Annotated in this window: 22 protein-coding genes and 1 tRNA gene; 8 read left to right on the top strand and 15 right to left on the bottom strand. The window is 71.4% G+C overall.

From position 1 onward, the window contains the following. The first annotated feature begins 14 nt into the window (after positions 1–14). Positions 15–2,192 carry a transglycosylase domain-containing protein gene (locus DV20_RS40905; protein WP_200876607.1) on the top strand — a complete coding sequence of 726 codons (2,178 nt, stop codon included), beginning with the start codon at positions 15–17 and terminating at the stop codon, positions 2,190–2,192. Between the two features lie 60 nt (positions 2,193–2,252). Here the strand turns inward: DV20_RS40905 and DV20_RS47130 are convergent, their stop codons facing one another. Next, positions 2,253–3,971, bottom strand: coding sequence for a serine/threonine-protein kinase (locus tag DV20_RS47130; protein WP_043789052.1), 1,719 nt, complete (start codon positions 3,969–3,971; stop codon positions 2,253–2,255). Between the two features lie 118 nt (positions 3,972–4,089). Here DV20_RS47130 and DV20_RS40895 point away from each other — a divergent pair, with 118 nt between their 5' ends. Together DV20_RS40895 and DV20_RS40890 are read left to right on the top strand one after the other, a co-directional pair. Beyond that, positions 4,090–5,070 (top strand): metallophosphoesterase, encoded by a 981-nt coding sequence (locus DV20_RS40895; RefSeq protein WP_051736344.1) that lies wholly within the window; start codon positions 4,090–4,092, stop codon positions 5,068–5,070. A 29-nt stretch (positions 5,071–5,099) separates the two neighbouring features. Next, a tRNA-Pro gene (locus DV20_RS40890) sits at positions 5,100–5,173 on the top strand. A 42-nt stretch (positions 5,174–5,215) separates the two neighbouring features. Here DV20_RS40890 and DV20_RS40885 read toward each other — a convergent pair. Next, positions 5,216–5,989 (bottom strand): class I SAM-dependent methyltransferase, encoded by a 774-nt coding sequence (locus DV20_RS40885; RefSeq protein ID WP_043789051.1) that lies wholly within the window; start codon positions 5,987–5,989, stop codon positions 5,216–5,218. Between the two features lie 39 nt (positions 5,990–6,028). Here DV20_RS40885 and DV20_RS40880 point away from each other — a divergent pair, with 39 nt between their 5' ends. After that, positions 6,029–7,879, top strand: coding sequence for a prolyl oligopeptidase family serine peptidase (locus tag DV20_RS40880; protein ID WP_043789049.1), 1,851 nt, complete (start codon positions 6,029–6,031; stop codon positions 7,877–7,879). Between the two features lie 67 nt (positions 7,880–7,946). On the opposite strand, the gene DV20_RS40875 is transcribed toward DV20_RS40880, so the two are convergent. Both DV20_RS40875 and DV20_RS40870 read right to left on the bottom strand, forming a co-directional pair. Continuing rightward, positions 7,947–8,132, bottom strand: a complete 186-nt coding sequence (locus DV20_RS40875; RefSeq protein ID WP_043789048.1) for a tautomerase family protein — start codon at positions 8,130–8,132, stop codon at positions 7,947–7,949. Positions 8,133–8,166: 34 nt separating this feature from the next. Further along, positions 8,167–8,793 carry a TIGR03085 family metal-binding protein gene (locus DV20_RS40870; protein WP_043789047.1) on the bottom strand — a complete coding sequence of 209 codons (627 nt, stop codon included), beginning with the start codon at positions 8,791–8,793 and terminating at the stop codon, positions 8,167–8,169. Positions 8,794–8,866: 73 nt separating this feature from the next. Here DV20_RS40870 and DV20_RS40865 point away from each other — a divergent pair, with 73 nt between their 5' ends. Beyond that, positions 8,867–9,928 carry an NADH:flavin oxidoreductase/NADH oxidase gene (locus DV20_RS40865; protein WP_043789046.1) on the top strand — a complete coding sequence of 354 codons (1,062 nt, stop codon included), beginning with the start codon at positions 8,867–8,869 and terminating at the stop codon, positions 9,926–9,928. Here the strand turns inward: DV20_RS40865 and DV20_RS40860 are convergent. The 4 genes from DV20_RS40860 to DV20_RS40845 all read right to left on the bottom strand — a co-directional run bounded on the left by DV20_RS40860 (position 9,925) and on the right by DV20_RS40845 (position 13,016). Next, positions 9,925–11,313 carry a glutamate decarboxylase gene (locus DV20_RS40860; protein ID WP_043789045.1) on the bottom strand — a complete coding sequence of 463 codons (1,389 nt, stop codon included), beginning with the start codon at positions 11,311–11,313 and terminating at the stop codon, positions 9,925–9,927. The two genes, DV20_RS40865 and DV20_RS40860, sit on opposite strands and share 4 nt — an antisense overlap. Before the next feature lie 74 nt (positions 11,314–11,387). Continuing rightward, complete coding sequence (locus DV20_RS40855) at positions 11,388–11,864, bottom strand: Dps family protein (RefSeq protein WP_013230585.1); 477 nt, start codon at positions 11,862–11,864, stop codon at positions 11,388–11,390. A 46-nt stretch (positions 11,865–11,910) separates the two neighbouring features. Further along, entirely contained in the window at positions 11,911–12,333 is a 423-nt protein-coding gene (locus DV20_RS40850) for an organic hydroperoxide resistance protein (RefSeq protein ID WP_043789043.1), read from the bottom strand. 134 nt (positions 12,334–12,467) lie between these two features. After that, positions 12,468–13,016 carry an NADPH-dependent FMN reductase gene (locus tag DV20_RS40845; protein WP_043789042.1) on the bottom strand — a complete coding sequence of 183 codons (549 nt, stop codon included), beginning with the start codon at positions 13,014–13,016 and terminating at the stop codon, positions 12,468–12,470. 151 nt (positions 13,017–13,167) lie between these two features. Here DV20_RS40845 and DV20_RS40840 point away from each other — a divergent pair, with 151 nt between their 5' ends. Continuing rightward, positions 13,168–14,220 carry an alpha/beta hydrolase gene (locus tag DV20_RS40840; protein ID WP_043789041.1) on the top strand — a complete coding sequence of 351 codons (1,053 nt, stop codon included), beginning with the start codon at positions 13,168–13,170 and terminating at the stop codon, positions 14,218–14,220. A 37-nt stretch (positions 14,221–14,257) separates the two neighbouring features. Here the strand turns inward: DV20_RS40840 and DV20_RS40835 are convergent, their stop codons facing one another. Further along, positions 14,258–14,857, bottom strand: coding sequence for an acyl-CoA-like ligand-binding transcription factor (locus DV20_RS40835; RefSeq protein WP_200876605.1), 600 nt, complete (start codon positions 14,855–14,857; stop codon positions 14,258–14,260). Continuing rightward, positions 14,838–16,364 (bottom strand): DHA2 family efflux MFS transporter permease subunit, encoded by a 1,527-nt coding sequence (locus tag DV20_RS40830; RefSeq protein ID WP_235191148.1) that lies wholly within the window; start codon positions 16,362–16,364, stop codon positions 14,838–14,840. Before DV20_RS40830 ends, DV20_RS40835 begins: the two co-directional genes overlap by 20 nt. Positions 16,365–16,550: 186 nt before the next feature. Between DV20_RS40830 and DV20_RS40825 the strand changes: the two genes are divergently transcribed. Next, the gene (locus tag DV20_RS40825) at positions 16,551–17,693 is read left to right on the top strand and encodes an MFS transporter (protein ID WP_043789121.1); all 1,143 of its coding nucleotides are present in this window, start codon (positions 16,551–16,553) and stop codon (positions 17,691–17,693) included. Positions 17,694–17,828: 135 nt separating this feature from the next. Here the strand turns inward: DV20_RS40825 and DV20_RS40820 are convergent, their stop codons facing one another. From DV20_RS40820 to DV20_RS40805, 4 genes are all read right to left on the bottom strand, one after another. Continuing rightward, positions 17,829–18,206, bottom strand: coding sequence for a hypothetical protein (locus tag DV20_RS40820; protein ID WP_043789037.1), 378 nt, complete (start codon positions 18,204–18,206; stop codon positions 17,829–17,831). 16 nt (positions 18,207–18,222) lie between these two features. Continuing rightward, positions 18,223–19,413, bottom strand: coding sequence for an RtcB family protein (locus DV20_RS40815; protein WP_043789036.1), 1,191 nt, complete (start codon positions 19,411–19,413; stop codon positions 18,223–18,225). Between the two features lie 91 nt (positions 19,414–19,504). Continuing rightward, on the bottom strand, positions 19,505–20,545 hold the full coding sequence (locus DV20_RS40810; RefSeq protein WP_043789034.1) for an aspartate-semialdehyde dehydrogenase: 1,041 nt from the start codon (positions 20,543–20,545) through the stop codon (positions 19,505–19,507). Continuing rightward, positions 20,545–21,810 (bottom strand): aspartate kinase, encoded by a 1,266-nt coding sequence (locus DV20_RS40805; protein ID WP_043789033.1) that lies wholly within the window; start codon positions 21,808–21,810, stop codon positions 20,545–20,547. The genes DV20_RS40810 and DV20_RS40805 overlap by 1 nt, the downstream gene beginning before the upstream one ends. 228 nt (positions 21,811–22,038) lie before the next feature. Between DV20_RS40805 and DV20_RS40800 the strand changes: the two genes are divergently transcribed. Next, a complete protein-coding gene (locus tag DV20_RS40800; protein ID WP_235191147.1) occupies positions 22,039–22,629 on the top strand; it encodes a nitroreductase family protein in 591 nt (196 codons plus the stop codon). Here DV20_RS40800 and DV20_RS40795 read toward each other — a convergent pair. Beyond that, positions 22,624–22,989, bottom strand: coding sequence for a hypothetical protein (locus DV20_RS40795; protein ID WP_043789030.1), 366 nt, complete (start codon positions 22,987–22,989; stop codon positions 22,624–22,626). The two genes, DV20_RS40800 and DV20_RS40795, sit on opposite strands and share 6 nt — an antisense overlap. Positions 22,990–23,166 lie beyond the last annotated feature (177 nt).

Here is a 23,166-nt window from a genome sequence, read left to right as displayed (position 1 = left end):
GTAGCCTGGCCCTCGTGCGAAAAGCGGATGGTTTGTTCAAGCTCATCGGCCTCTGTCTGCTCGCGGGGGTGCTCGTCGCCGGCATGCTCTTCCCGGTCGTGGGGGCCGCCGGCGTCATGTCGAACCAGGCCAGCGAGACGGTGGAGAAGACCTCCTCCGACCTCGCGGACATCCCACCGCCGCTGGTGACGACGGTCACCGACAGCACCGGCAAGCCGATCGCGACCCTGTACGACCAGTACCGGCTGCCGATCAACGAGAACCAGATCAACGAGGCCATGAAGTGGGCCCTGGTCTCGGTCGAGGACAAGCGGTTCTACGAGCACCACGGCGTCGACTGGCAGGGCACGCTGCGCGCGGCCGTCAGCAACAGCACCGGCGCCGACACCCAGGGCGCCTCGACGCTGACCCAGCAGTACGTGAAGAACTACCTGATCAACGTCGTCTACCGGACCGACCAGGTCGGCCAGAAGAAGGCGCAGGAGCAGTCGGTCGCCCGCAAGCTCAAGGAAGCGCGGATCGCGATCCAGCTCGAGACGAAGCTGACCAAGCAGCAGATCCTGGCCGGCTACCTCAACATCGTCGAGTTCTCCCGCCAGATCTACGGCATCGGCGCGGCGGCGCACGCGTACTTCGACACGACCCCGGAGAAGCTCACCGTGCCGCAGGCCGCGCTGCTGGCCGGCCTGGTGAACAACCCGATCAACAACGACCCGTGGAAGCACCCGGACAAGGCCACCGCGCGCCGCAACCTGGTGCTCGACCGCATGGTGGACAACAAGAAGCTGGCGAAGGCCGACGCCGACCGCTTCAAGGGCGAGCCGCTGGGCGTGGTCGCGGACTCCCCGAAGAAGCCGCCGGCCAACTGCATCGGCGCGGGCCCGGAGGCCGGGTTCTTCTGCCAGTACGTCGAGGACTACCTCCTCAAGGCCGCCGGGATGACGAAGGACCAGCTCTACACCGGCGGCTACACGATCAAGAGCACGCTGGACGAGCGCGCCAACCACGAAGCGAAGGTCTCGGCGGAGGCGCAGGTCAAGAAGACCCAGCCGTACGTGGCGAACACGTTGTCGCTGGTGAAGCCGGGCAAGGACCGGCACGAGGTGGTCGCGCTGGCCTCGAACCGCGACTACGGCCAGAACCAGGACGCGGGCCAGACGACGTATGCGCTGCCCACCGGCGTGTACAACACCGGGGGCGCGGGGTCGACGTACAAGATCTTCACCACCGCGGCGGCGCTGGACAAGGGTGTCGCCGGGATCTTCACGCCGGTGCAGGTGCCGGACACCTACGTCTCGCACGTCTACTCCGGTGGTGGTGAGAACTGCCCGCCGACCGGGCCGCCGCTGCGTTCGCGCTGGTACTGCGTCGGCAACGCCGGCGACTACAGCCGCATCGCCCAGGGCGCGACGATCCAGACCGCGCTCGCGACGTCGCCGAACACCACGTTCGTCGAACTCGAAGACCGGCTCGGCAGCACGGCTCCGGGCATCGACATGGCCAAGCGGCTCGGCATGCGCGACACGATGGCGAGCAACGTCGGCGGCGGAACGGTCGACCCGAAGGCGAAAACCGACGAGAAGCGCCTCAGCCAGGCCGAGTACTACGGCCCCAAGGGCAGCTGGCCGGGCTTCGGCGCGTTCACCCTGGGCTTCAGCCCGCTGAGCGGCCTCGAGCTGGGCAACGTCGCGGCGACCATCCTCTCCGGCGGCACCTGGTGCCCGCCGACGCCGATCAGCGCGGTGACCGACCGCAACGGGAAACCGGTGCCGGTCAAGGAAGCGCCGTGCGAGCAGGCCGTGCCCGAGGGGCTGGCGAACACCCTCGCCGTGGGCATGAGCAAGGACGACCAGCCGGGCGGCACGTCGAACCGCGCGGCGGCCGACGTCGGCTGGAACCGCCCGATGATCGGCAAGACCGGAACGACCCAGGGCAACGTCTCGGCGACGTTCGTCGGCGGCACGCCCCAGCTGGCGGGCGCGGCGATGACGTTCAAGTTCGGCGGCGGCCAGGGCGGTATCTGCGACGCCGGCCCCGGCAACGTCCGCGTGTGCCCGACCGGGAACATCTTCGGTGGCAAGGCCCCGGCCCGGACGTGGTTCGGCGCGATGAAGAACATCATGGACGGCAGCCAGCCGGTGCTGCCGTTGCCGGGCCCCGACCCGAAGTACATGGGCGGCGCCGCGCGGTAGGTCCGGCCGGCAAGCGGGGGCGGGAGGTGCGACACCTCCCGCCCCCGCTTGCCGTCTCGATCAGGCGCTTCCCATGTCCACCAGTATCAACGAGTTCCACCACGCGTAGAGCTTGTCGAGTTCGTCGGTGGTGCTGACCTTCGTGGACAGCAGGATGCCCGCCACCAGGTTCTTCTTCTCCGTCCACACCAGCTGCGCCGGGTCGCCCAGGTAGCAGGTCAGGTACTCGCCCGGGACCGGCCTGGGCGCCTCCGCCCGGTAGTACGTGCCCCAGATCTTGGGGTACTTGTTGGGGCGGCACGCTCCCTGCGCGTCGTTGCGGGTGAGGCCCTGTGTTTTGACGATGTTCTGGAAGAACGCGTCCATCGCCCCGGCGTCGGCGAAGCGGAGGAACCGCGCGCCGGTCGGCTCCGCGAACCAGACGTTGCCGATCTTGACGTCACCGACGGTCGAACCGGTGCACTCGACCGCCGCGACCGCTCCGGCCGGGGGCGCCGCGTCGACGCACGTGCGGTAGACCGGCGGCAGCGCGGCGTGCAGCTTCGTGTCGTGCGGGGGCGGCGATTCCGAAGTGGACGGTGGCTCGGTCGGGGTGGCCGGTGACGTCCGCGGCGGCGGCGTGGAGGTTCCGCTGGTGGTCGGCGGGTTCGTCGGTCCCGGCCCGGCCGTCTGGGTCTTGTCCCGCGTCACGACGTACGTGATCACCAGCGCCACCACGACGACTCCGGCCAGCGCGGCGCACAACGCGATCCACCGGTTCCGCTGCGGCTTCGCGGGCGGCGGCGGCTGCGGCGGCGGCGCGACCGGGGCCCGGAACGGGACACTCGGCGGGCCGGTGAACGGGCCCGGGTGCGGTGCCGTCGGGAGCGGCATCGGCCGGGGCGGGGTCACCGGCGCCGGAGCGGCCTGCGGTACCGGGCCGGGCAACGTCTTCTGCCACGTCGGCATCGGCGGGGCCGGCGGGGCCGGCGCGGTGACCGCCGCTTGGACGGCGTCGGCGAACGCCCCCGCCGTCGGGTAGCGGTCCGCCGGGTTCTTCGCCATGCCGCGCGCCACCACCGCGTCCAACGCCACCGGCAAGCCCGGCCGCGCCCGCGAAGGCAGCGGCGGTGGCGCGGTCAGGTGCGCGCCCATCTGCGCGGCCGCGCCCTCCGCCGGGAACGGGCGGTGCCCGGTGAGGCACTCGAAGAACACGCACGCCAGCGCGTAGACGTCGACCAGGCCGGTGATCGGCGCGTCGCCGAAGCGTTCCGGCGCCATGTAGTCGAGGGTGCCGATCACGTTGCCGGTGCCGGTGATCGACGTCCCTTCGGCCGTCATCGACCGCGCGATGCCGAAGTCCACCAGGTACACGAAGTCGGCGCTCGTCACGAGCACGTTCGACGGCTTGACGTCGCGGTGCACCAGGCCGTCCGCGTGGGCGGCGTCGAGCGCGCCCGCGACCTGGGCCACGATCCCGGCCGCCCGCACGGGCTCGAGCGGCCCGTCCTCCAGGAGATCCTTGAGGTCGCGGCCCTCGACGAGCCGCATGTCGAGGTACAGCCGTCCGTCGATCTCGCCGTAGGCGTGGATCGGGATCACGTGCGGTTCCCGCAGCCGCGCGACGATCTGCGACTCACGGCGGAAGCGCGCGCGGAAGGCTTCGTCGGTGACGAACGGTTCGGACAACAGCTTCAGCGCGACGACGCGGTCGTGCGCCGTGTCGTACGCGCGGTGCACCTCACCCATGCCGCCGCGGCCCAGCAGGCCTTCGATCCGGTACGGCCCGAACTGCTCCATCGTTCTCCCCAAGCCCCCCGGCTGGTGTCCCGTCTCTGGGCCGACGCAAATGCTAAACGGCAGGTTCCCCGTAACGGCGGCGAAGTCATCCAACTGTTGAGCACGTATCCTGGGTGCTGTGAGCACGCTCAGTAACACACGCACGTCGGGGGCGACGGCGGCGCGCCTCGCCGCGGGGACGGTGGCCCTCGGCGCCGCGACCCTCGGTTACGCCGTCGGGATCGAACGGCGCCGCTGGACCCTCCGCACCGCCGAACTGCCGGTGCTGGCCCCCGGCTCGCGGCCGTTCACCGTCCTGCACGTCTCGGACCTGCACATGCTGCCCGGTCACCACAGCAAGCAGCGCTGGGTCGCCGCGCTCGACGAGCTGAACCCGGACCTCGTCGTGAACACCGGCGACAACCTCTCGCACCGGACGGCCGTCCCGGCGGTGCTGCGCGCGCTGGGCCCGCTGCTCGACCGGCCCGGCGTGTTCGTCTTCGGCAGCAACGACTACTACGCGCCCAAGCCGAAGAACCCGGCCCGCTACCTGATGCCGCAGGGCAAGAAGAAGCGCATCCACGGCGTCCAGCTGCCCTGGCGCGACCTGCGCGCGGCGTTCGTCGAGCACGGCTGGACCGACCTGACCCACGTCCGCCGCACGATCGACGTGGGCGGGCAGCGGGTGTTCGCGGCGGGTGTCGACGACCCGCACCTGCGCCGCGACCGCTACGCCGACATCGCGGGCCCGGCCGACAGCGGCGCGGCGGTGCGCATCGGCGTCACGCACTCGCCGGAGCCGCGGGTGCTGGACACGTTCGCCACGGACGGTTACGACCTCGTCCTGGCGGGCCACACCCACGGCGGCCAGCTCCGGCTCCCGGGTTACGGCGCCATCGTCACCAACTGTGAGCTGGATCGCAGCCGGGCGCGGGGCGCGTCGCGGTGGGGCGCGCACATGTGGCTGCACGTCTCGGCGGGGTTGGGGACGTCGCCGTGGGCGCCGGCGCGGTTCGCGTGCCCGCCCGAGGCGAGCCTGTTGACGCTGGTCCCGCGCGGATCGGGCACCGACGAGCCCCATAAGTCAGCCCCCCGTAAAGCCCGCGACAGCGTCCGCTAGACTTCTCCACGACCCGTTAAGCAGTACCTCGGGGTGTGGCGCAGCTTGGTAGCGTGCCTCGTTCGGGTCGAGGAGGTCGTGGGTTCGAATCCCGCCACCCCGACGAGTAAGAGCCGGTGTCTTCGGACACCGGCTCTTCTGGTTTTCAGGGCCTGGTGGCCGTCACCTCGACCCAGCACTGGCTGAAGTCCCCGTCACCCCCGCGGGTCCACACCAGCGCCGACCGGGCCGCGCTCGCCAGCTGGTCGCGGTCACGGGCGTACGCCGGGTCCGCGATCGCCGCGTCGAGTCTCGACTCCACGTACTTCGCCAGGTCGCGGTAACTCATGTCCTCGCGGTACTTCGTCCGCGACGCCACCTCCGCGAAGCCGGCCCGGACGCAGTTGTCCGCGATGTGGCGGCCGGCGAACGGGTCGCCGCCCGCCCGGCGGCGCAGCAGGTAGTGGCCTCGCAGGGCAGCGTCGACGTTCGCCGTCTTCGGGCGCAAGCGGGCCTTGCTCCAGTCCGAAGTGGACACCGCGAGCCTGCCGCCCGGCCTCAGCACCCGGTGCAGCTCCACCAGCGCGTCCACCGGCCGGGAAAGGTGCTCGAACAGCGCGTGCGAGAACGCCACGTCCACGCTGCCGTCCGCGAAGGGCAGGTCGTACGCCGACGCCACCAGGAAGTCCACTGTGGACCGACCGGCGCGGCGGGCCGCCGCCCGGGCCAGCGCCACCTGACCCGCGTCGACGTCGACGCCCGTCACCCGCGACTCCGCGGCCAGGCCCAGGGTGATCGAGCCGGGACCGCACCCCAGGTCGACCACCCACATGCCCGGCCGGAACAGGGGCTGGGCGAACGTGGCCCGCTCGGCCGCCGTGCGCGCGGACATCATCGACACCGCGTCTCGCCCGTAGCCCGGCGCGTAACCCTCCAGCACCCCGCACACAGTACGGCCAGAAGGTGGCAGGATCGAGGGGTGAGCACGCAGTCAGCCAACCAATATCCGCCCGCGGTGGTCCCGGACCGGCTGTTCGACGACGCCGAAGCCGAAGCCCGCTGGCGCGCCCGCTTCCACGCCCCGCGCATCTTCGCGCCGGAGTGGGCCCGCGACGCCCCCGACGCGAACGTCTACGCCTCCAACGCCAGCGGCGTCTGGGAGGTCTACGCCTGGAACCGCGCGACCGGCGAGCACCGCCGCGTCACCGACCGGCCGAACGGCACCCTGCACGCCACGCCGTCCCCCGACGGCGAGTGGATCTGGTGGTTCGACGACACCGACGGCGACGAGTTCGGCTCCTGGGTGCGAGAGCCGTTCGCCGCGACCGAGGGCAGCGAGCCGGAAAAGGCCGTCCCGGACGTCCACGACGGCTACCAGGCCGGGCTCGAGATCGGCGCGAAGATCGTCGCGGTCGGCGTCTCGACCGACGACGGCAGCGAGCTGTTCGCCCGGATCGGCGGCGAGACTCGCCGCTTCTACAGCCACCCGGACGATGCCAGCGTCGCCGCCCTCTCCCGCGACGAAAGCCTGCTCGCGATCTCGCACTCCGAGCACGGCGACTCCCGCCACCCGGCGCTGCGGGTGCTCGCGACCGACGGGTTCGAAGCCGTCGCCGAGAAGTGGGACGGCGAGGGCAAGGGCCTCTCCGCGCTCGAATTCTCCCCGCTGCCCGGCGACCAGCGGCTGCTGGTCGTGCACGAGCGCCGCGGCCGCGATGAGCTGCTGGTCTGGGACGTCCGGGCGGACACCGAGACCGAAATCGAGCTGGACCTGCCCGGCGAGGTCGTCGCGGGCTGGTACCCGGACGCGCGCGCCCTGCTGGTCGTCCAGTTCCACGAGGGCCGCAATTCGTTGTACCGCTACGACCTCGACACCGCCGAAGTATCCATTTTGGATACGCCGGCCGGCCGGATCGGCGAGGCGGGCGTCCGTCCGGACGGCACGGTCGAGTACTCGTGGTCCAGCGCCGCCGAGCCGGCGGCGGTGCGGGCCCGGACCGCCGACGGCACCGACTCGGTCCTGCTCGAACCGCCGGGTGAGCGGGCGCAGGGCTCGGAGCCGGTGACCGACGCGTTCGTCGAAGGCGTCGGCGGGCGGATCCACGCGCTCGTCTCGCGGCCTTCGGGCGCGCCGGACGGGCCGCTGCCCACGGTGTTCTCCCTGCACGGCGGCCCGCACGCGGCGGACGAGGACCGCTTCTCCGCCTACCGCGCGACCTGGCTCGACGCCGGGTTCGCCGTGGTCGAGGTCAACTACCGCGGCTCGACCGGCTACGGCTCCGCCTGGCGCGACGCCATCGAGGGCCGTCCCGGCCTGACCGAGCTGGAGGACGTCGCCGCGGTCCACGACTGGGCCGTCCAAACCGGACTCAGCGACCCGGCGAAGTGCGTGGTGAGCGGCGCTTCGTGGGGTGGCTACCTGTCCCTGCTCGCGCTCGGCACGCAGCCGTCGCGGTGGGCGGCGGGGGTCGCCGGCGTGCCGGTGGCGGACTACGTCGCCGCGTACGAGGACGAGATGGAGCAGCTGCGCTCGTTCGACCGCGGGATCTTCGGCGGCTCGCCGGAGGACGTGCCCGCGGTGTACCGGGAGTGCTCGCCGATCACGTACGTCGACGCCGTGACGGCGCCGGTGCTCGTGCTGGCCGGCGACAACGACCCGCGCTGCCCGATCCGCCAGATCGAGAACTACCTCGACCGACTCGGCGGCCGCGACCTGCACCACGAGTTCTACCGCTACGACGCGGGTCACGGTTCGCTGGTGATCGCCGAGACGATCAAGCAGACCGCGATCGAGGTCCACTTCGCCCTGCGGGCCCTCGGCCTGCGCTGACGCCAACCCGCCACTTTCACGTGAAAGTGCCGCCCCGCTGAAGGGCACTTTCCCGTGAAAGTGGCGCTCAGCGTTCGGAGTACAGGACGCCGCCGGCGGCCCAGTGGTCGGCGCCGACCTCCACCAGCGTCACCTGGACGCCTTCGGGCTTGCCGCCGCAGGTGCGGACGAAGGCGTCGGTCAGCTCGCGGACCAGGGCACTCTTCTGGGCCGGCGTGCGGCCGGGGAACATGGCAACGCTGATCATCGGCATGGCGGCTCCTGCGCTCGAGGGGACGCCGCGAAGCCTAAAGCCCCCGGTTCACCGACCGCAGCCGGCCGACCGCGGCCGCGTCGCCCTCGAAGTCCAGGTGAACGGCGTCGCGGCCGAAGACGAACAGCAGCAGGTCCACCGGCGCCCCGACGACGGTCACCGGATCGGGTCCGGTCTTGACGGCGGCCTCGCGGCCGTCACGGGTCCGGAGCGTCACGCCGACGGGCGACTTCCGCAGGTTCAGCTTCGCCGCCTGCCTGGCCGAGCTCCAGGCGGCGGCGTCCCGGGTGGGGTCCGCGGGCCGCGGTTCCCAGCCGTCCTGCGCACGCCGGACGTCTTCGTGGTGGACGAGGAACTCGGCGGCGTTGGTCAGTTCGTCGAGGGGGCCGATCGCGGTGGGCCAGAACTTCGCCGGGCCCTTCCGCACCAGTTCGACCAGGCTCGCCCACGGCCGCGCGGCGTAACGGTCCTGGACTTTCTTCGTGTACCCGGCCAGCGCGGGCACGAGGATGCCGGGAGCGGCGTCCGGCCGGTGCTCCCGCACGACGAGGTGCGCGGCGAGATCCCGGGTCGTCCAGCCTTCGCACAACGTCGGCGCGTCGGGCCCGAGTTCTGCGAAGAGGGAGCTCAAGGCCTGGCGTTCGTCTGCAGCGACACCCATGTGGTCGACGTTACTCGGCGGTACCCGCCGTGGCGACGGGAAGAGACGCCGGGCCCGTGGGGTTGTCCGGAAGGTGAGCCGACTCTTCAGCCCGATCACCGTCCGCGGCCTGACCCTGCCGAACCGCGCCTGGGTGTCGCCGATGTGCCAGTACTCCGCCACCGACGGCGTCCCCGGTGACTGGCACCTCGTCCACCTGGGCCAGTTCGCCACCGGCGGCGCGGGACTCGTCATGACCGAAGCGACCGCTGTCGTCCCCGAAGGGCGGATCAGCCCGCAGGACACCGGCATCTGGACCGGGACCCAGGCCGAAGCCTGGCGGCGGATCGCCGGCTTCGTGCACGCGCAGGGCACGGCGATCGGCATGCAGCTGGCCCACGCCGGCCGCAAGGCCTCGACGCGGCGGCCGTGGGAAGGCACCGGCAGCGTCCCGGCGCCGGAGGGCGGCTGGCCGAGCGTCGGAGCCGACGCGCAGCCGTTCGGCACCTACGCTCCGGCGCGGCCGCTGAGCACCGACGAGGTGAGCGCGCTCCCCGAGACCTTCGCCGGAGCGGCCCGGCGCGCGGTCGACGCCGGCTTCGACGTCCTCGAGCTGCACTTCGCCCACGGCTACCTCGTCCACCAGTTCCTTTCACCGCTGTCCAACTCCCGCACCGACCGCTACGGCGGCGACTTCGAAGGCCGCACGCGGCTGGCCCTCGAGATCGCGGAGGCCGTCCGCGCCGAGGTGAGCGTGCCGCTGTTCGCCCGGCTCTCGGCCACGGACTGGACCGACGACGGCTGGACCGCCGACGACTCCGTCCGGCTGGCGAAGCTGCTGGCCGAGCGCGGGATCGACCTGATCGACACCTCGACCGGCGGCAACACCCCCCACCCCGACATCCCCGTCGGCCCGGGCTACCAGGTGCCGTTCGCCGAGCGGATCCGCACCGAAAGCGGCCTCCCGACCGGCGCGGTCGGCATGATCACCGACCCGCACCAGGCGGAGGAGATCGTCAGCGGCGAGCGGGCCGACGCGGTGTTCCTGGCCCGGGCGCTGCTGCGCGACCCGCACTGGCCGCTGCGGGCGGCCAACGCCCTCGGGGCGGACGTGCCGTGGCCCGCGCAGTACGCCCGCGCCAAGTCCTGGCACTAGTGGTGGAAGGCGGTCGCCTGTGCCGGGTCCTTCGGGCGGCCGCCCAGCTGCGCCAGCTCGGGGAGCACCCGGGCCAGATCCGCCAGCAGCAGGTCCGCCAGGTCGTGCGTGAAGCCGTTGCGGACCACGATCCGCAGCACCGCCAGGTCCGTGCGGTTCTCCGGGAACGTGTACGCCGGCACCAGCCAGCCGCGCTCGCGCAGCCGGCGGGACACGTCGAAGACGTCGAAGCCGGCGTCGGGGCGGGTCGTGAACGCGAACACCGGCAGCTGGTCGCCTCGCGTCAGCAAGGAGAACGGCCCGAGCGAGGCGATTCCGGACGACAGGTGCATGGCGACATCACGCGAAGCCTGCTGCACCGCGCGGAAACCCTCGCGACCCAACCGGACGAACGTGTAGTACTGGGCCGCGACCTCCGCGCCCGGGCGGGAGAAGTTCAACGCGAACGTCGGCATGTCGCCGCCCAGGTAGTTCACGTTGAACACCAGCTCGGACGGCAACGCGGCCTTGTCGCGCCAGATCACCCAGCCGACGCCCGGGTACACCAGGCCGTACTTGTGGCCCGACGTGTTGATCGACGCCACGCGCGGCAGGCGGAAGTCCCACTCCAGGTCCGGGTCGAGGAACGGGGCGATCATCGCGCCCGAAGCGCCGTCGACGTGCACCGGGATGTTCCAGCCCGTGCGCTCTTCCAGCGAGTCCAGCGCGGCCGCGATCTCCGCGACCGGCTCGTAGCTGCCGTCGAACGTCGAGCCGAGGATCGCCACCACGCCGATCGTGTTCTCGTCGCAGCGGGCCACCGCTTCGTCGGCCGTGAGGTGGTAGCGGTCGCCGTCCATCGGGACCAGGCGCGGCTCGACTTCCCAGTACTCGCAGAACTTCTCCCAGCACACCTGGACGTTCGCACCCATCACCAGGTTCGGCTTCCCGCCGCGGCCGAGGCGGGCCCAGCGCCGCTTCAGCGCCATCCCGGCGAGCATGCACGCTTCCGACGACCCGGTGGTCGAGCAGCCCATGATGTCCGTGGGATCGGGCGCGTGCCACAGGTGGGCGAGGATGTTCACGCAGCGCCGCTCGAGCTCGGCCGTCTGCGGGTACTCGTCCTTGTCGATCATGTTCTTGTCGACGCACTCGGCCATCAGCTCGCGCGCCTGCGGCTCCATCCACGTCGTGACGAACGTGGCGAGGTTGAGCCGCGCGTTGCCGTCCAGCATCAGCTCGTCGCGCACGAGCTGCAGCGCGGTGTCCGGCGGCAGCGGGTCGTCGCGCAGCTCGTCGTGCGGCATGACGAAGTCCGCCGCCAGTGCCGGGTTCGTCCCGGCGTAGAACGGATTCGTCCCGGCCGCGCGGTCCGGGCGGCCGGTGTTCCCCTGATGCAAGACCATGCCACCGAACGTACTGGCCCGCACCGACGAAAAAGGGCCGCTCCACCGGAGAACGGCCCTTTTGTGGCGGAAAATCAGGCCTGCTGGGCCTGCCACATCCAGTGCGCCTCTTCCAGCGCCCGGGTGATCTCGATCAGCAGGTCCTGCGTGACGAGGTCGCTCTTGTCGGTCTCGTCGATGCGCTGACGCAGCCGCTCGATGAGCGCCGCGAGGATGTCGACGATCGCGGCGACCGTGGCCTCCACCGACTGCCAGTTGTCCGGGTACTCGGGCACGCCCGAGCTCTCGACGACGGTCTTGGCCTTGCCGTTCGGCGAGATGCCGATGGCGTTGGCGCGCTCGGCGACCTCGTCGACGTACTGGCGCGCGGTGTTCACGAGCTCGTCGAGCTGCAGGTGCGCGCTGCGGAAGTTCGACCCGACGACGTTCCAGTGCGCCTGCTTGGCGATGAGGGACAGGTCGACCAGGTCGACCAGCGTGGCCTGGAGGGCGTTGCCGGTGATCTCCTTGTCGGCCTCGGAAAGCGGGCTCTTGATCGGAGACTTGCTCATCTGGCGGTGATCCTTTCCTCTTGGTGGTTCGGACCGGGATTGCGGGTCAGACGGTGGCCGACAGCGCGACCTCGATGTTGCCGCGGGTCGCGTTGGAGTACGGGCACACCTGGTGCGCCTGCTCGACCAGCTGGTCGGCCTGGGCCTGGTCGAGACCCGGGAGCGAGACGTTCAGCGCGACGCCGAGGCCGAACCCGACCTCCTGCTTGAGCACGCTGACCTCCGCGGTCACCGTCGAGCCGGTCAGCGGCACCTTGGCCTGGCGGGCGACCAGCTGCAGGGCGCTGTGGAAGCAGGCCGAGTAACCGGCGGCGAACAGCTGCTCCGGGTTGGTCTTGTCCCCGCCGGGGCCGCCCATCTCCTTCGGGATGGCCAGCGACTCGTCGATGACGCCGTCGGAGGAGGTCACTTCGCCGTTGCGGCCGTCGCCGCGCGCCGTCGCCACTGCGGTGTAGAGCGCCTGACCCATGCTCAGCCTGCCTTCTGTCCCGGACGCCCCACTGCGAACGTCTCAGTCGGCACAACGTCCCGCGGCCGCGGAACGGTGCCGCCACATGGCAGGCATCACGTGGATGACGTACCCGGCGGTCCCCGGGCGAAACGTCACGCGGCGCGCATCACGGCAAACTCGGCGACCTGCCGCCCGATCAGGCGAAGGGTGCGGACGCTCTTCTCGTCGGAAGCGCCGCCGGCGTCGTCGAACTTGGTCTCGGCCGAGTTGATCGAGCCGCCCAGCGGGGTGGCCCAGCCGCGCAGGGCGTGCGTGATCGTGCGGAGCTGCTCGAGCGTGGTCACCGCGGCCTGCCAGCCGTAGGCGACGGCGGCGAGGCCGACCGCGCGGCCGTCGAGGTACGGACGGCGGTCGTCGCGCAGGTCCTCGACGTAGTCCAGGGCGTTCTTGACCAGGCCGGACAGCGCGCCGTGGTAGCCGGGCGAGACGACGATGAGCCCGTCGGCCTCCCGGATGGCCTCCACCAGCCGGGTGGCGCGCTCGTCACGCTCCAGGACACCGGCGTCGTAGAACGGCAGGACCAGCTCCGGGCCGGTGAGCAGCCGGGTCCGGACCCCCGCTTCGGCCGCGCCGTCCAGCGCGATCTGCAGCGCGCGTTCGGACTGCGAGCCCTCACGCAGGGAGCCGCCGATTCCGAGCACGTTGATCGTCCTGGCTGAAGTCACGATTTCAGGCTAACCCCTCCAGTTAACTGGAGGACCAGACTCTGGGACGGAGGTCCTGGTCACAACTGGACCGGGTACCTACTGACAAGTAACCTCCTGGGCAGTCCCCGACGCTCGTGGAGGCACCATGGCGATCCCGCTCCCCGTCCGCGCCCAGGCGGCCGCGTCCCAGCTCGCGTTCTGGCTGCCCACGCCGGTGCGGCGGGCGGTCGCGGGCCGGGCCGTCCGCATCGACGGCCAGGACCTCGCCCTCGACGCCCAGCTTCTCCTCCGGCTTCAGAAGATCGCTCGAGCCGAGCTCGTGCGCGGCTCGGTCGAGGAGTCACGGGCCCTGCTCGACGCGGGCAGGCAGCTGGTCAGCGGCAAGCCGATCGAGCCGGTCGCGGTGCGCGAGGTCGCCGTCCCGACGCCCGATGGCGACCTGCCGGCGACGCTGTACACGCCGGCCGGCCTGCCCGAGAAGTCGCCGCTGCTGGTGTTCTTCCACGGCGGCGGCTGGGTGATCGGGACGCGCGCGAGCCACGACAACGCCGTTCGCTTCCTGGCCAAGCACGCCGGGGTGCGGGTGCTGTCGATCGAGTACCGGCTGGCCCCGGAGTTCCCGTTCCCGGCGGCGACGGAGGACGCGCTGGCGGCGTTCGAGTACGCGGTGGCGAAGGCGGCCGACCTCGGCGCGGACCCGGCGCGGATCGCCGTCGGCGGCGACAGCGCGGGCGGCAACCTCGCCGCCGTGACGGCCCAGCAGGCGGTGCGCCGCGGCGGCCCGGTGCCGGCGTTCCAGCTGCTGATCTACCCGGCGACGGACTTCGCGAAGCGCTACCGCTCGCAGGACCTGTTCGCCAAGGACCTGTTCCTCACCGACGTGCACATGAAGTGGTTCGAGGGCCATTACGTGCCCGAAGGCACGGACCTGACCGACCCGCGGCTGTCGCCGCTGCACGCGGACGACCTCGGTGGCCTGCCGCCGGCGTTGGTCGTCACGGCGGGCTTCGACCCGTTGCGGGACGAGGGTGAGGCGTACGCGGAGAAGCTGCGTGAGGCGGGCGTCGAAGTGGCCCTGCGGCGGCACGAGGACCTGATCCACGGGTTCATCAACTTCACCGGCGTCGGGACGCGGTTCCGGGAAGCGCTGGCGGAGACGGCGGGTGCGCTGCGGCAGGGATTGTCCAAAGTGCACTGAACCGGACCCGGAGCGGGTCCGTCCCGCCCGGGCCCGGTCAGAGCGGCAGTCCCGCTTCCAGGTGAGCCAGCGCCTCGTCGAGGATCACCAGGGTGTCGGCGCCCGGGTCCGCCGCGGCCCCGGCGAAGGCGGCCATGACCACCCCGACCACCGCGCCCGCCCAGTTGCGGACCTCGAAGTCGTCCGCGGCCCGGCCGGTGCGGCGCGCGGCCAGCCCGGCCAGCAGGTCGATGCCTTCGGCGAACTTGTCCATCACCGCGGTGCGCAGCTCGGGCTCCCGGAACACCAGCACCTGCCGTTCGCGCTCCCGCTCCCAGTCCTCGGCGGCGATCTGCGTGCGGATGGTCTGCGCGGTGGCCCGCAGCGCGGCGGCCGGGCTGAGCTCGGGTGGCTGGGCCAGCGCGGCTTCGATGAGCACCGGGTCGAAGGGGTCGTAGAGGACCGTCGCCTCCTTCGTCGGGAAGTACCGGAAGAAGGTGCTGGGCGAGATCTCCGCCGCCGCCGCGATCTGGTCCACCGTCGTGGCGCTGTAGCCCTGCTCGTGGAACAGCCGCAACGCGTGCCGCTGGATCGCGGCGCGCGTCCTGGCCTTCTTCCGCTCCCGCAGCCCCGTGGGCTCAGATGGCGACGACGTCATGCCCCGATTCTCGCGGCTGCGCTCCCGTGGCCGCCCGGCCGGGCAGGAACAGCAGGGCGAGCAGTGCCCCGGCGACCCCGAGCCCGGCGCACACCCACAGCGTCACGGCCATGCCGTCGGTGAACGCGGCCCGCGCGGACTCGGCGAGCCCGGACCGGTGCAGCTGCCCCGCGACGGCGACCGCGGCCGACGCGCTGCCGCGTACCGCGTCGGCGACCGGCGCGGGCAGGCCGTCGACGCCGACGCCGTCGCGGTAGACGCCGTTGAGCACCGTGCCCAGCACCGCCACGCCGATGGTGCCGCCGACCTGGCGCAGCACCTGGATCAGCGCCGAACCGGCGCCCGAGCGGCCTTCGGTCAGCGCACCCATGGCCATCGTCATCAGCGGCGGGAGCGTGGCGCCGGTGCCCAGCCCGATGACCAGCTCCCAGCCCACGGTGGCGCCGTAGCCGCCCGACGGCGTCGTCGTCGAGCCCCACGCCGGCCCGGCGGCGAGCAGCACGAACCCGCCCGTGACGACCCCGCGCACGCCCAGGACGGCGACCAGCAGTTCGGCGACCTTCGCCGCCACCAGCATCCCGCCGATCAGCGGCAGCAACCGGACGCCGGTCTGCAGGGCGTCGGCCCCCTGCACCGCCTGGAACAGCTGCGGCAGCACGAACAGCAGGCCCATCAGCGCGAAGGACGCCACCGTGGCCAGCACCGCGCCCCAGACGAACCGCGGCTCGCGGAACAACGCGAGGTCGGTCAGCGGCGCGGCCACCCGCGTCTGCGCCCGGCAGAACACCGCCACGAGCCCGGCGCCCAGCGCGATCAGGCCGTACGTCACCGGATCGGCCCAGCCGTGTTCGCCGGCGTGGACGAAGCCGTAGGTGAGCGCGACCAGCCCGGCCGTCGACAGCGCGATGCCCGCGAAGTCGATCCGGCCGCCGCCGGAGCCGGGGGTCAGCGGCAGGAGGAACACCACGGCGACGACGCCGACCACGGTCAGCGGGACGTTGATGAGGAACACCGAGCCCCACGCGAAGTGGTCGAGCAGCCAGCCGCCGAGCAGCGGCCCGAGCGGGATGCCGGCGAACATCGCCATCACCCACGTCGTGAGCGCCTTCGCCCGCTCCTCCGGCGGGAACAGGATGTTCAGCAGCGAGAGCGAGAGCGGGATGAGGAACGCGGCGCCGACGCCGAGCACGACGCGGGCGGCGATCAGCTCGCCCGGCGAGCCGGCGTAGGCGCACCACAGCGAGGCCAGCCCGAACACCGCGAGCGCGCCGAGCAGCAGTTTCTTCGGCCCGAACCGGTCGCCGAGCAGGCCGGCGGGCAGCAGCAGCGCGGCCAGCGCCAGCGTGTAGGCGTTGCCGAACCACTGCAGCTGCGTGGTCGTGGCGCCGAGGTCGACGGCCAGCGTCGGGACGGCGACGTTGAGCACGGTCAGGTCGAGCCCGATGGTCAGCAGGCTCACCGCGAGCGCGCCGAGCGCCCACCACCTGCGTGGGTGCGCTTGAGTCATGGCAACCCCCAAATTTGATAGTGACTACCAAATGAGAGTAGCTCTCATAATCTCCGGCCGCCAGGGGGTGCGAACGCGGAAATATGTTGCACGCGCGTACCACCTTGGGTTCTCATCGAGGACGTGCCGCTGCAGCCCTACCGCCGGGTGCTCTCCGTGCCCCGCGTGCCCTCGACGATGGCCCTGATGTTCCTGGCGCGTCTCCCGATCACCATGAACGGCATCCTGATGACGCTGTACATCGTCACCGGGCTCGGCCGCGGCTACGGCGCCGCCGGGCTGGTCGGCGGCTGCGTCACGCTGGGGATGGCGCTCGGCGCGCCGCTGCTCGGCCGCTGTTTCGACCGGTACGGGCTGCGTCCGGTGGTCGCGGTCTGCGGGATCGGCACGACGGTGTTCTGGATCGCCGCACCGCACCTGCCGTTCGAGGCGCTCGCCGTCGTCGCCGTCGCGGCCGGGATGCTTTCGGTGCCGGCCGGCTCACTGGCCCGGCAGGTCCTGGCCACGCTCGTGCCGCCGGATGAGCGCCGCGCGGCCTACTCGCTCGACACGATCTCGATCGAAGCGACGTTCATGATCGGCCCGGCGGCCGGCATCGCGGCCATCACGGCGTTCTCCCCGACGTGGACGCTGACCGCGCTCGGCCTGCTGTTCGGCGCCACGGCGTTCCTGATCTGGCTGGTGAACCCGCCCATCCGCGAGGGCGCGGGCAAGGCGGAGGAGCTCGGGCCGCGGCCGCCGCTGCGCAGCTGGCTCACCGGCCCGCTGATCGGGACGCTGCTGATCGCGGGCGGCGCGTTGTTCGTGCTCGTCGGCACCGAGCTGGCGACGCTGGCGGCCCTGCGCGCGAACGGCGAGCTCGGCGTGACCGGCCTGATCATCGCGGTGATGTGCGCGGCGTCGATCGCCGGCGGCATCGTGCACGGCGTGGTGAAGCGGTCGCTGCCGCAGGGTGTGCTGATGCTGCTGCTCGCGCTGCTGGTGATGCCGGTCGGCCTGGCCGACCACCCCTGGTGGCTGCTGATGCTGGCCCTGATCCCGACCAACCTGCTGTGCGCCCCGACGCTGGCGGCCACGACCGAGACGGTCGCCCGGATCGCCCCGCCGCAGGTCCGCGGTGAGGCCATGGGCCTGCAGGACGGGTTCACCCGGCTCGGCCTGGCCGTGGGCAGCCCGGTGGTCGGCTTCGCGATCGACCACTCGAGCCCGGAGTGGGGCTTCGTCGCGGCCGGCCTCGGCGGCCTGGTGATCGCCGCGGCCGGCCTGCTGCGCCGCCGGACCCCGGCCCCCACCCCCGAACCGGTCCTCGCCGTCGCCGACCAGCCCTAGTCGCCACTTTCACGTGAAAGTGCCGGGCCCAGGTCGGCACTTTCACGTGAAAGTGCCGGGCCCGAGGGTGGCACTTTCACGTGAAAGTGGCGGGCCCGAGGGCGGCACTTTCACGTGAAAGTGGCGTCTGGAGGGTCAGCCGCAGGCGGCGCGGAGCGCGTCGAGCTTCTTGACGTTGCGCTGCACCCACTGGGCCACGACGCCGGCGTCCTCGATGCGCTCCTTCTGCACCTGAACGTACGAGTCGGCCATGCCGAGCAGCGCGTTCTTGACGTCCTGGTCCTGGACGTCGCCCGCGAGCTCGCGCAGCCGCCGCTCCTTGTCCTCGGCGCGCGCCTTGAGCCTGGCCGGGTCGACCAGGGGGTTGAGGTCGGCGAGCCCGAGTGCCTCGGTGCACACCGCGACCTTGTCGGCCGTCCTGCTCCCCTGGTCGACCGCGTTGCCGACCTCGGCGCACCCGCTCAGCAGCAGCGCCAGCACGGCGAGCGCGGCCGTCGTTCCACCCCTCGTCATGACGCCAAAGGTACCGTCAGCCCTTGACGCAGACCACCTGCTTGAGGTGCGCCACGACCTCGACCAGGTCCGTCTGCGCGCGGATCACCGTTTCGATGTCCTTGTACGCCGCCGGGATCTCGTCGACCACGCCGGAGTCCTTGCGGCACTCGACACCCGCCGTCTGCGTCGCGAGGTCGTCGGCGGTGAACAGCTTCTTCGCCCTGGTCCGCGACATCCGGCGGCCCGCGCCGTGCGAAGCCGACTGGAACGACGAGTTGTTCCCCAGCCCCCGGACGATGTACGAACCGGTCCCCATGCTGCCCGGGATGATCCCGAGGTCACCCGATCCGGCGCGGATCGCCCCCTTCCGGGTGACGAGCAGCTCGACGCCGTCGTAGGTCTCCTCGGCGACGTAGTTGTGGTGGCACGAGATCGCGTCGTCGAAGCTCACCTGCGGGAGCTCGTCGCGCACGGCCTGCTTCACCAGCGCGACCATCGTGGCGCGGTTGCGCGCCGCGTAGTCCTGCGCCCAGAACAGGTCGCGCCGGTAGGCCGCCATCTCCGGCGTGCCGGCGACGAACACCGCGAGGTCGCGGTCGGGCAGGTCGGCGTTGTGCGGCAGCTTGCGCGCGACGGCCATGTGCCGCTCGGCCAGCTCCTTGCCGATGTTGCGCGAACCCGAATGCAGCATCAGCCAGACCCGGCCCTCGTCGGCACCGCCCTGCTCGAGGCAGACCTCGATGAAGTGGTTGCCACCACCGAGGCTGCCGATCTGCCGCGCGGCCCGGTCGTGCAGGTCCTGGACGCCGGGGTGCAGGTCGCCGAACTGCTTCCAGAACGCGTCCCAGCCGCCGACGCCGTTCACCTTCGCCGGGTTCACGGGCGTCCTGTGCAGCCCGAAGCCGACGGGCACAGCGCGTTCGATCCGCCGGCGCAGCTTCAGGAGGTCGTCGGGCAGGTCGCTCGCGGTGAGCGACGTCCGGACGGCACTCATCCCGCACCCGATGTCGACGCCGACGGCGGCGGGCGAGACGGCGTCGCGCATGGCGATGACGCTGCCGACGGTCGCGCCCTTGCCGTAGTGGACGTCGGGCATCACGGCGACGCCGTGCACCCACGGCAGGTTCGCGACGTTGTGCAGCTGTCGCATGGCCTTGTCTTCGACCGATGCGGGATCCGCCCACATCCGGATCGGGACGCGGGCGCCTTCGACAGCGGTGTACATGGTTTTCCTCCCCTTGAAAAGCGTTTCGCGGTGCCCAGGATCCCCCGGGCACCGCGAAACGGCCAAGCGAGTTTTACTCGTCCACTGTGGTCTACAGCTGCTGGGCCACCAGCTCCGCGATCTGCACGGCGTTGAGCGCCGCACCCTTGCGCAGGTTGTCGTTCGAGATGAACAGCGCCAGCCCGCGCCCGCCCTCGATGCCCTGGTCGACCCGGATGCGGCCGACGTAGCTCGGGTCGTTGCCCGCCGCCTGCAGCGGGGTGGGGACCTCCGACAGTTCCACGCCCGGTGCGTGCGCCAGCAGCTCCGTCGCACGCTCGACCGACAGCGGCCGCTCGAACTCCGCGTTCACAGAGATCGAGTGGCCCGAGAACACCGGCACGCGCACGCAGGTGCACGAGACGCCGAGGCCCGGGATGCTCAGGATCTTACGGCTTTCGTTGCGGAACTTCTTCTCCTCGTCCGTCTCCAGCTCGCCGTCGTCCACAATGGACCCAGCCATCGGGAGGACGTTGAACGCGATCGGGCGGACGTACTTCTCCGGCTTCGGGAACTCGATCGCCGCGCCGTCGTGCGTCAGCAGCGAGGCGTGCTCCGCCGCCGCCTTGACCTGGTTCGCCAGCTCGTCGACGCCGGCCAGCCCGCTGCCGGACACCGCCTGGTACGTCGACGCGACCAGGCGGACCAGTCCGGCCTCGTCGTGCAGCGGCTTCAGCACCGGCATCGCCGCCATCGTCGTGCAGTTGGGGTTCGCGATGATCCCCTTCCGCGCTTCCTTGACGGCCTCGGGGTTGACCTCGCTGACCACCAGCGGCACGTCCGGGTCCATCCGGAACGCCGAGGAGTTGTCGATCACCGTGACACCCGCGGCGGCGAAGCGCGGCGCCTGCGCCTTGGACGTCGAGCCGCCCGCGGAGAACAGCGCGATGTCCAAACCGGACGGATCGGCCGTCGACGCGTCCTCGATCGTGATTTCGGTGTCCCGCCACGGAAGCTTCGACCCCGCCGAGCGCGCCGAAGCGAAGTAGCGCAGCTCGGCGACCGGGAACTCCCGCTCCGCCAGCAGCTTGCGCATCACCGCACCGACCTGGCCGGTCGCGCCGACCACCCCGACCCGCAGCCCGTCCGCCATCAGCGACCACTCCCCGCGTAGACGACGGCTTCTTCGTCGCCGCCGAGTTCGAACGCCTCGTGGATCGCGCGTACGGCGTCGTCGAGCTGCGCGTCCCGGATCAGCACCGAGATGCGGATCTCCGAGGTGTTGATGATTTCGATGTTGACGCCGGCCTCGGCCAGCGCTTCGCAGAACGTCGCCGTGACACCCGGGTGCGAGCGCATCCCGGCGCCGACCAGCGACACCTTGCCGACGTGGTCGTCGTAGAGGACCGACTCGAAGCCGATCTCCGCCTTGACCTTCTCCAGTTCCTTGACGGCCTTGGCGCCGTTGGCCTTCGACAGCGTGAACGTGATGTCGGTGCGGCCGGAGACGGTGCTGGACACGTTCTGCAGCACCATGTCGATGTCGATCTCGGCGTCGGCGATCACGCGGAAGATCCGGGCCGCGGCACCGGTGTGGTCCGGCACCCCGGTGACCGTGATCTTGGCTTCGGAGCGGTCGTGCGCCACACCGGTGATCAGGGCTTGTTCCACGGGGATCTCCTCGATAGAACCGGTCACCGTCGTGCCCGGCTTGTCGCTGTAGGAAGAACGGACTCGGATCGGGACGCCGTAGCGGCGCGCGTACTCGACCGAACGCAGGTGCAGGATCTTCGACCCGCTCGCGGCGAGTTCGAGCATCTCCTCGTAGGTGACGGTGTCGAGCTTGCGCGCGTCCGGCACCACCCGCGGGTCGGCCGTGTACACACCGTCCACATCGGAGTAGATCTCGCAGACGTCGGCGGTCAGCGCGGCGGCCAGCGCGACGGCGGTGGTGTCCGAGCCGCCGCGGCCCAGCGTGGTGATGTCCTTGGTGTCCTGCGCGACGCCCTGGAAGCCGGCGACCAGCGCGATGTAGCCCTGCTCGAGCGCCTCGGTGACCCGGCTCGGCGTGACGTCGATGATGCGCGCGTTGCCGTGCACCGACGTCGTGACGACGCCGGCCTGCGAACCGGTGAACGACCAGGCCTCGGCGCCCTGGGCCGCGATCGCCATCGCGACCAGCGAGTTCGAGATGCGCTCACCGGCGGTGAGCAGCATGTCCATTTCCCGCTCCGGCGGCGCCGGGTTGACCTGCTGCGCCAGGTCGAGCAGCTCGTCGGTGGTGTCACCCATCGCCGAGCAGACGACGACGACGTCGTTGCCCGCCTTCTTGGTCGCGACGATCCGCTCCGCCACGCGCTTGATCCGGTCGGCACTTTCCAGCGACGATCCGCCGTACTTCTGGACCACGAGGGCCACGCCCGAACCTCCTCGCGGGCCGGGCGGCTCCCTGGTGGGCACCGGAGAGCCCCCGCGTCCCATGATTTGACCAGGAGCCTACCGGGGCTTCGGCGCCCTGCCACCCTCTTGACGTGGGGCGGACCCCGCCGGTGGGTGTCCCGGAAGTAAATCTTCCGCAACACCAACGAAACTCGTGGAGCCCTTCCTCCCGAGTGACGCACAGCACTCACCGGTAACGTCTTCACCGTGCGGAAACCAGCTGTGACGAGCGTCCCGATCGCGACCCTGATGGCGGAACGGTGGAGCCCGCGGGCTTACGACGAGTCGGCCGTCGTCACCCCGGACCAGGTGCGAGCCCTGCTCGAAGCGGCCCGCTGGGCACCGTCGTTCGGCAACACCCAGCCGGCCCGCTACCTGGTGGGCGTCCGCGGCACCCCGGCGTTCGACGCGATCCTCGCGACGCTCAATTCGGGCAACCGGGCCTGGGCCCACCGGGCGAGCCTGCTGCTGATCGGCGTGATGGTGACGACGAACGAGAAGGGCGAAGTCCCCTACGCGGAGTACGGGCTCGGGCTGGCTTCGGAGAACCTCGTGCTGCAGGCGGTCGAGCTGGGGTTGGTCGCCCACCAGATGGCGGGCTTCTCCCCGGAGGCCGTGAGCGCTTCCTTCAGCCTTCCGGGTGACGTGGTCCCGAAGGTGGCGATCGCCGTCGGGAAGCCGGCGGCCCCGGAGGTCCTGGAAGAGGACTGGCGGGTCGAACGGGAGAAGGCGGAGCGGGTGCGGTTGCCGCTGGAGCAGTTCGCGTTCGGCGATCAGTGGGGCAAGCCGGCGCTATGACGCCCCGCCCACGCGGCGGATGATCTTGGCCAGGATCCCCGACACGACCATCCAGAAGATCGCCGCGATCCCGTAGTTCACCAGGACGCGCAACTTGCCGTCACTCGGTGTGAACAGGTCGCTGAAGCCGAGCGCGAGGCTGTCCGCCCAGGACTTCACGAACGAGACGATGCCGTTGTCCGGGTTGGCCGAGCCGACCGTGAAGATCACGTGGATCACCAGGAAGGCCGCGAAGATCAAGCCGACCCAGCGGACGATCGACGCCACCAGCGAGGCCGCCTTGCCCCGCCTCTCGCGCCAGTCGACGGTGGCGCGGCGGGAGACGCGGGTCTCCTCCGACGACTCTGCGTGCTCACCCATGCCCGCAGTTTGGCACGCCACCCAGCCGATTGCTACCCACAAGTAACCGTTCTGGGGAACAACAGCGCCTCCGTTGAGGACGGTGTGGGGCACGGCCGGATTGCGGCCCGGCTTCCCTCCGCCCGCCTTCGCTGGCTATGGTGGGGCCGTGGCGCGTGCTCTCCTGCTTCGCTGCCG

It is taken from the genome of Amycolatopsis rifamycinica (genome assembly GCF_000695625.1).
GTDB classification, from domain to species: Bacteria; Actinomycetota; Actinomycetes; order Mycobacteriales; family Pseudonocardiaceae; genus Amycolatopsis; species Amycolatopsis rifamycinica.
This window is presented reverse-complemented; position numbering and strand designations above follow the sequence as displayed.

Bases quoted from the DNA above. Each gene is read 5' to 3' on its own strand.
- DV20_RS47130 (WP_043789052.1), bottom strand. From the start codon at position 3,971: ATGGAGCAGTTCGGGCCGTACCGGATCGAAGGCCTGCTGGGCCGCGGC.
- DV20_RS40875 (WP_043789048.1), bottom strand. From the start codon at position 8,132: ATGCCGATGATCAGCGTTGCCATGTTCCCCGGCCGCACGCCGGCCCAG.
- DV20_RS40870 (WP_043789047.1), bottom strand. From the start codon at position 8,793: ATGGGTGTCGCTGCAGACGAACGCCAGGCCTTGAGCTCCCTCTTCGCA.
- DV20_RS40860 (WP_043789045.1), bottom strand. From the start codon at position 11,313: ATGGTCTTGCATCAGGGGAACACCGGCCGCCCGGACCGCGCGGCCGGG.
- DV20_RS40855 (WP_013230585.1), bottom strand. From the start codon at position 11,864: ATGAGCAAGTCTCCGATCAAGAGCCCGCTTTCCGAGGCCGACAAGGAG.
- DV20_RS40850 (WP_043789043.1), bottom strand. From the start codon at position 12,333: ATGGGTCAGGCGCTCTACACCGCAGTGGCGACGGCGCGCGGCGACGGC.
- DV20_RS40840 (WP_043789041.1), top strand. From the start codon at position 13,168: ATGGCGATCCCGCTCCCCGTCCGCGCCCAGGCGGCCGCGTCCCAGCTC.
- DV20_RS40835 (WP_200876605.1), bottom strand. From the start codon at position 14,857: ATGACGTCGTCGCCATCTGAGCCCACGGGGCTGCGGGAGCGGAAGAAG.
- DV20_RS40830 (WP_235191148.1), bottom strand. From the start codon at position 16,364: ATGACTCAAGCGCACCCACGCAGGTGGTGGGCGCTCGGCGCGCTCGCG.
- DV20_RS40825 (WP_043789121.1), top strand. From the start codon at position 16,551: ATGTTCCTGGCGCGTCTCCCGATCACCATGAACGGCATCCTGATGACG.
- DV20_RS40820 (WP_043789037.1), bottom strand. From the start codon at position 18,206: ATGACGAGGGGTGGAACGACGGCCGCGCTCGCCGTGCTGGCGCTGCTG.
- DV20_RS40815 (WP_043789036.1), bottom strand. From the start codon at position 19,413: ATGTACACCGCTGTCGAAGGCGCCCGCGTCCCGATCCGGATGTGGGCG.
- DV20_RS40810 (WP_043789034.1), bottom strand. From the start codon at position 20,545: ATGGCGGACGGGCTGCGGGTCGGGGTGGTCGGCGCGACCGGCCAGGTC.
- DV20_RS40795 (WP_043789030.1), bottom strand. From the start codon at position 22,989: ATGGGTGAGCACGCAGAGTCGTCGGAGGAGACCCGCGTCTCCCGCCGC.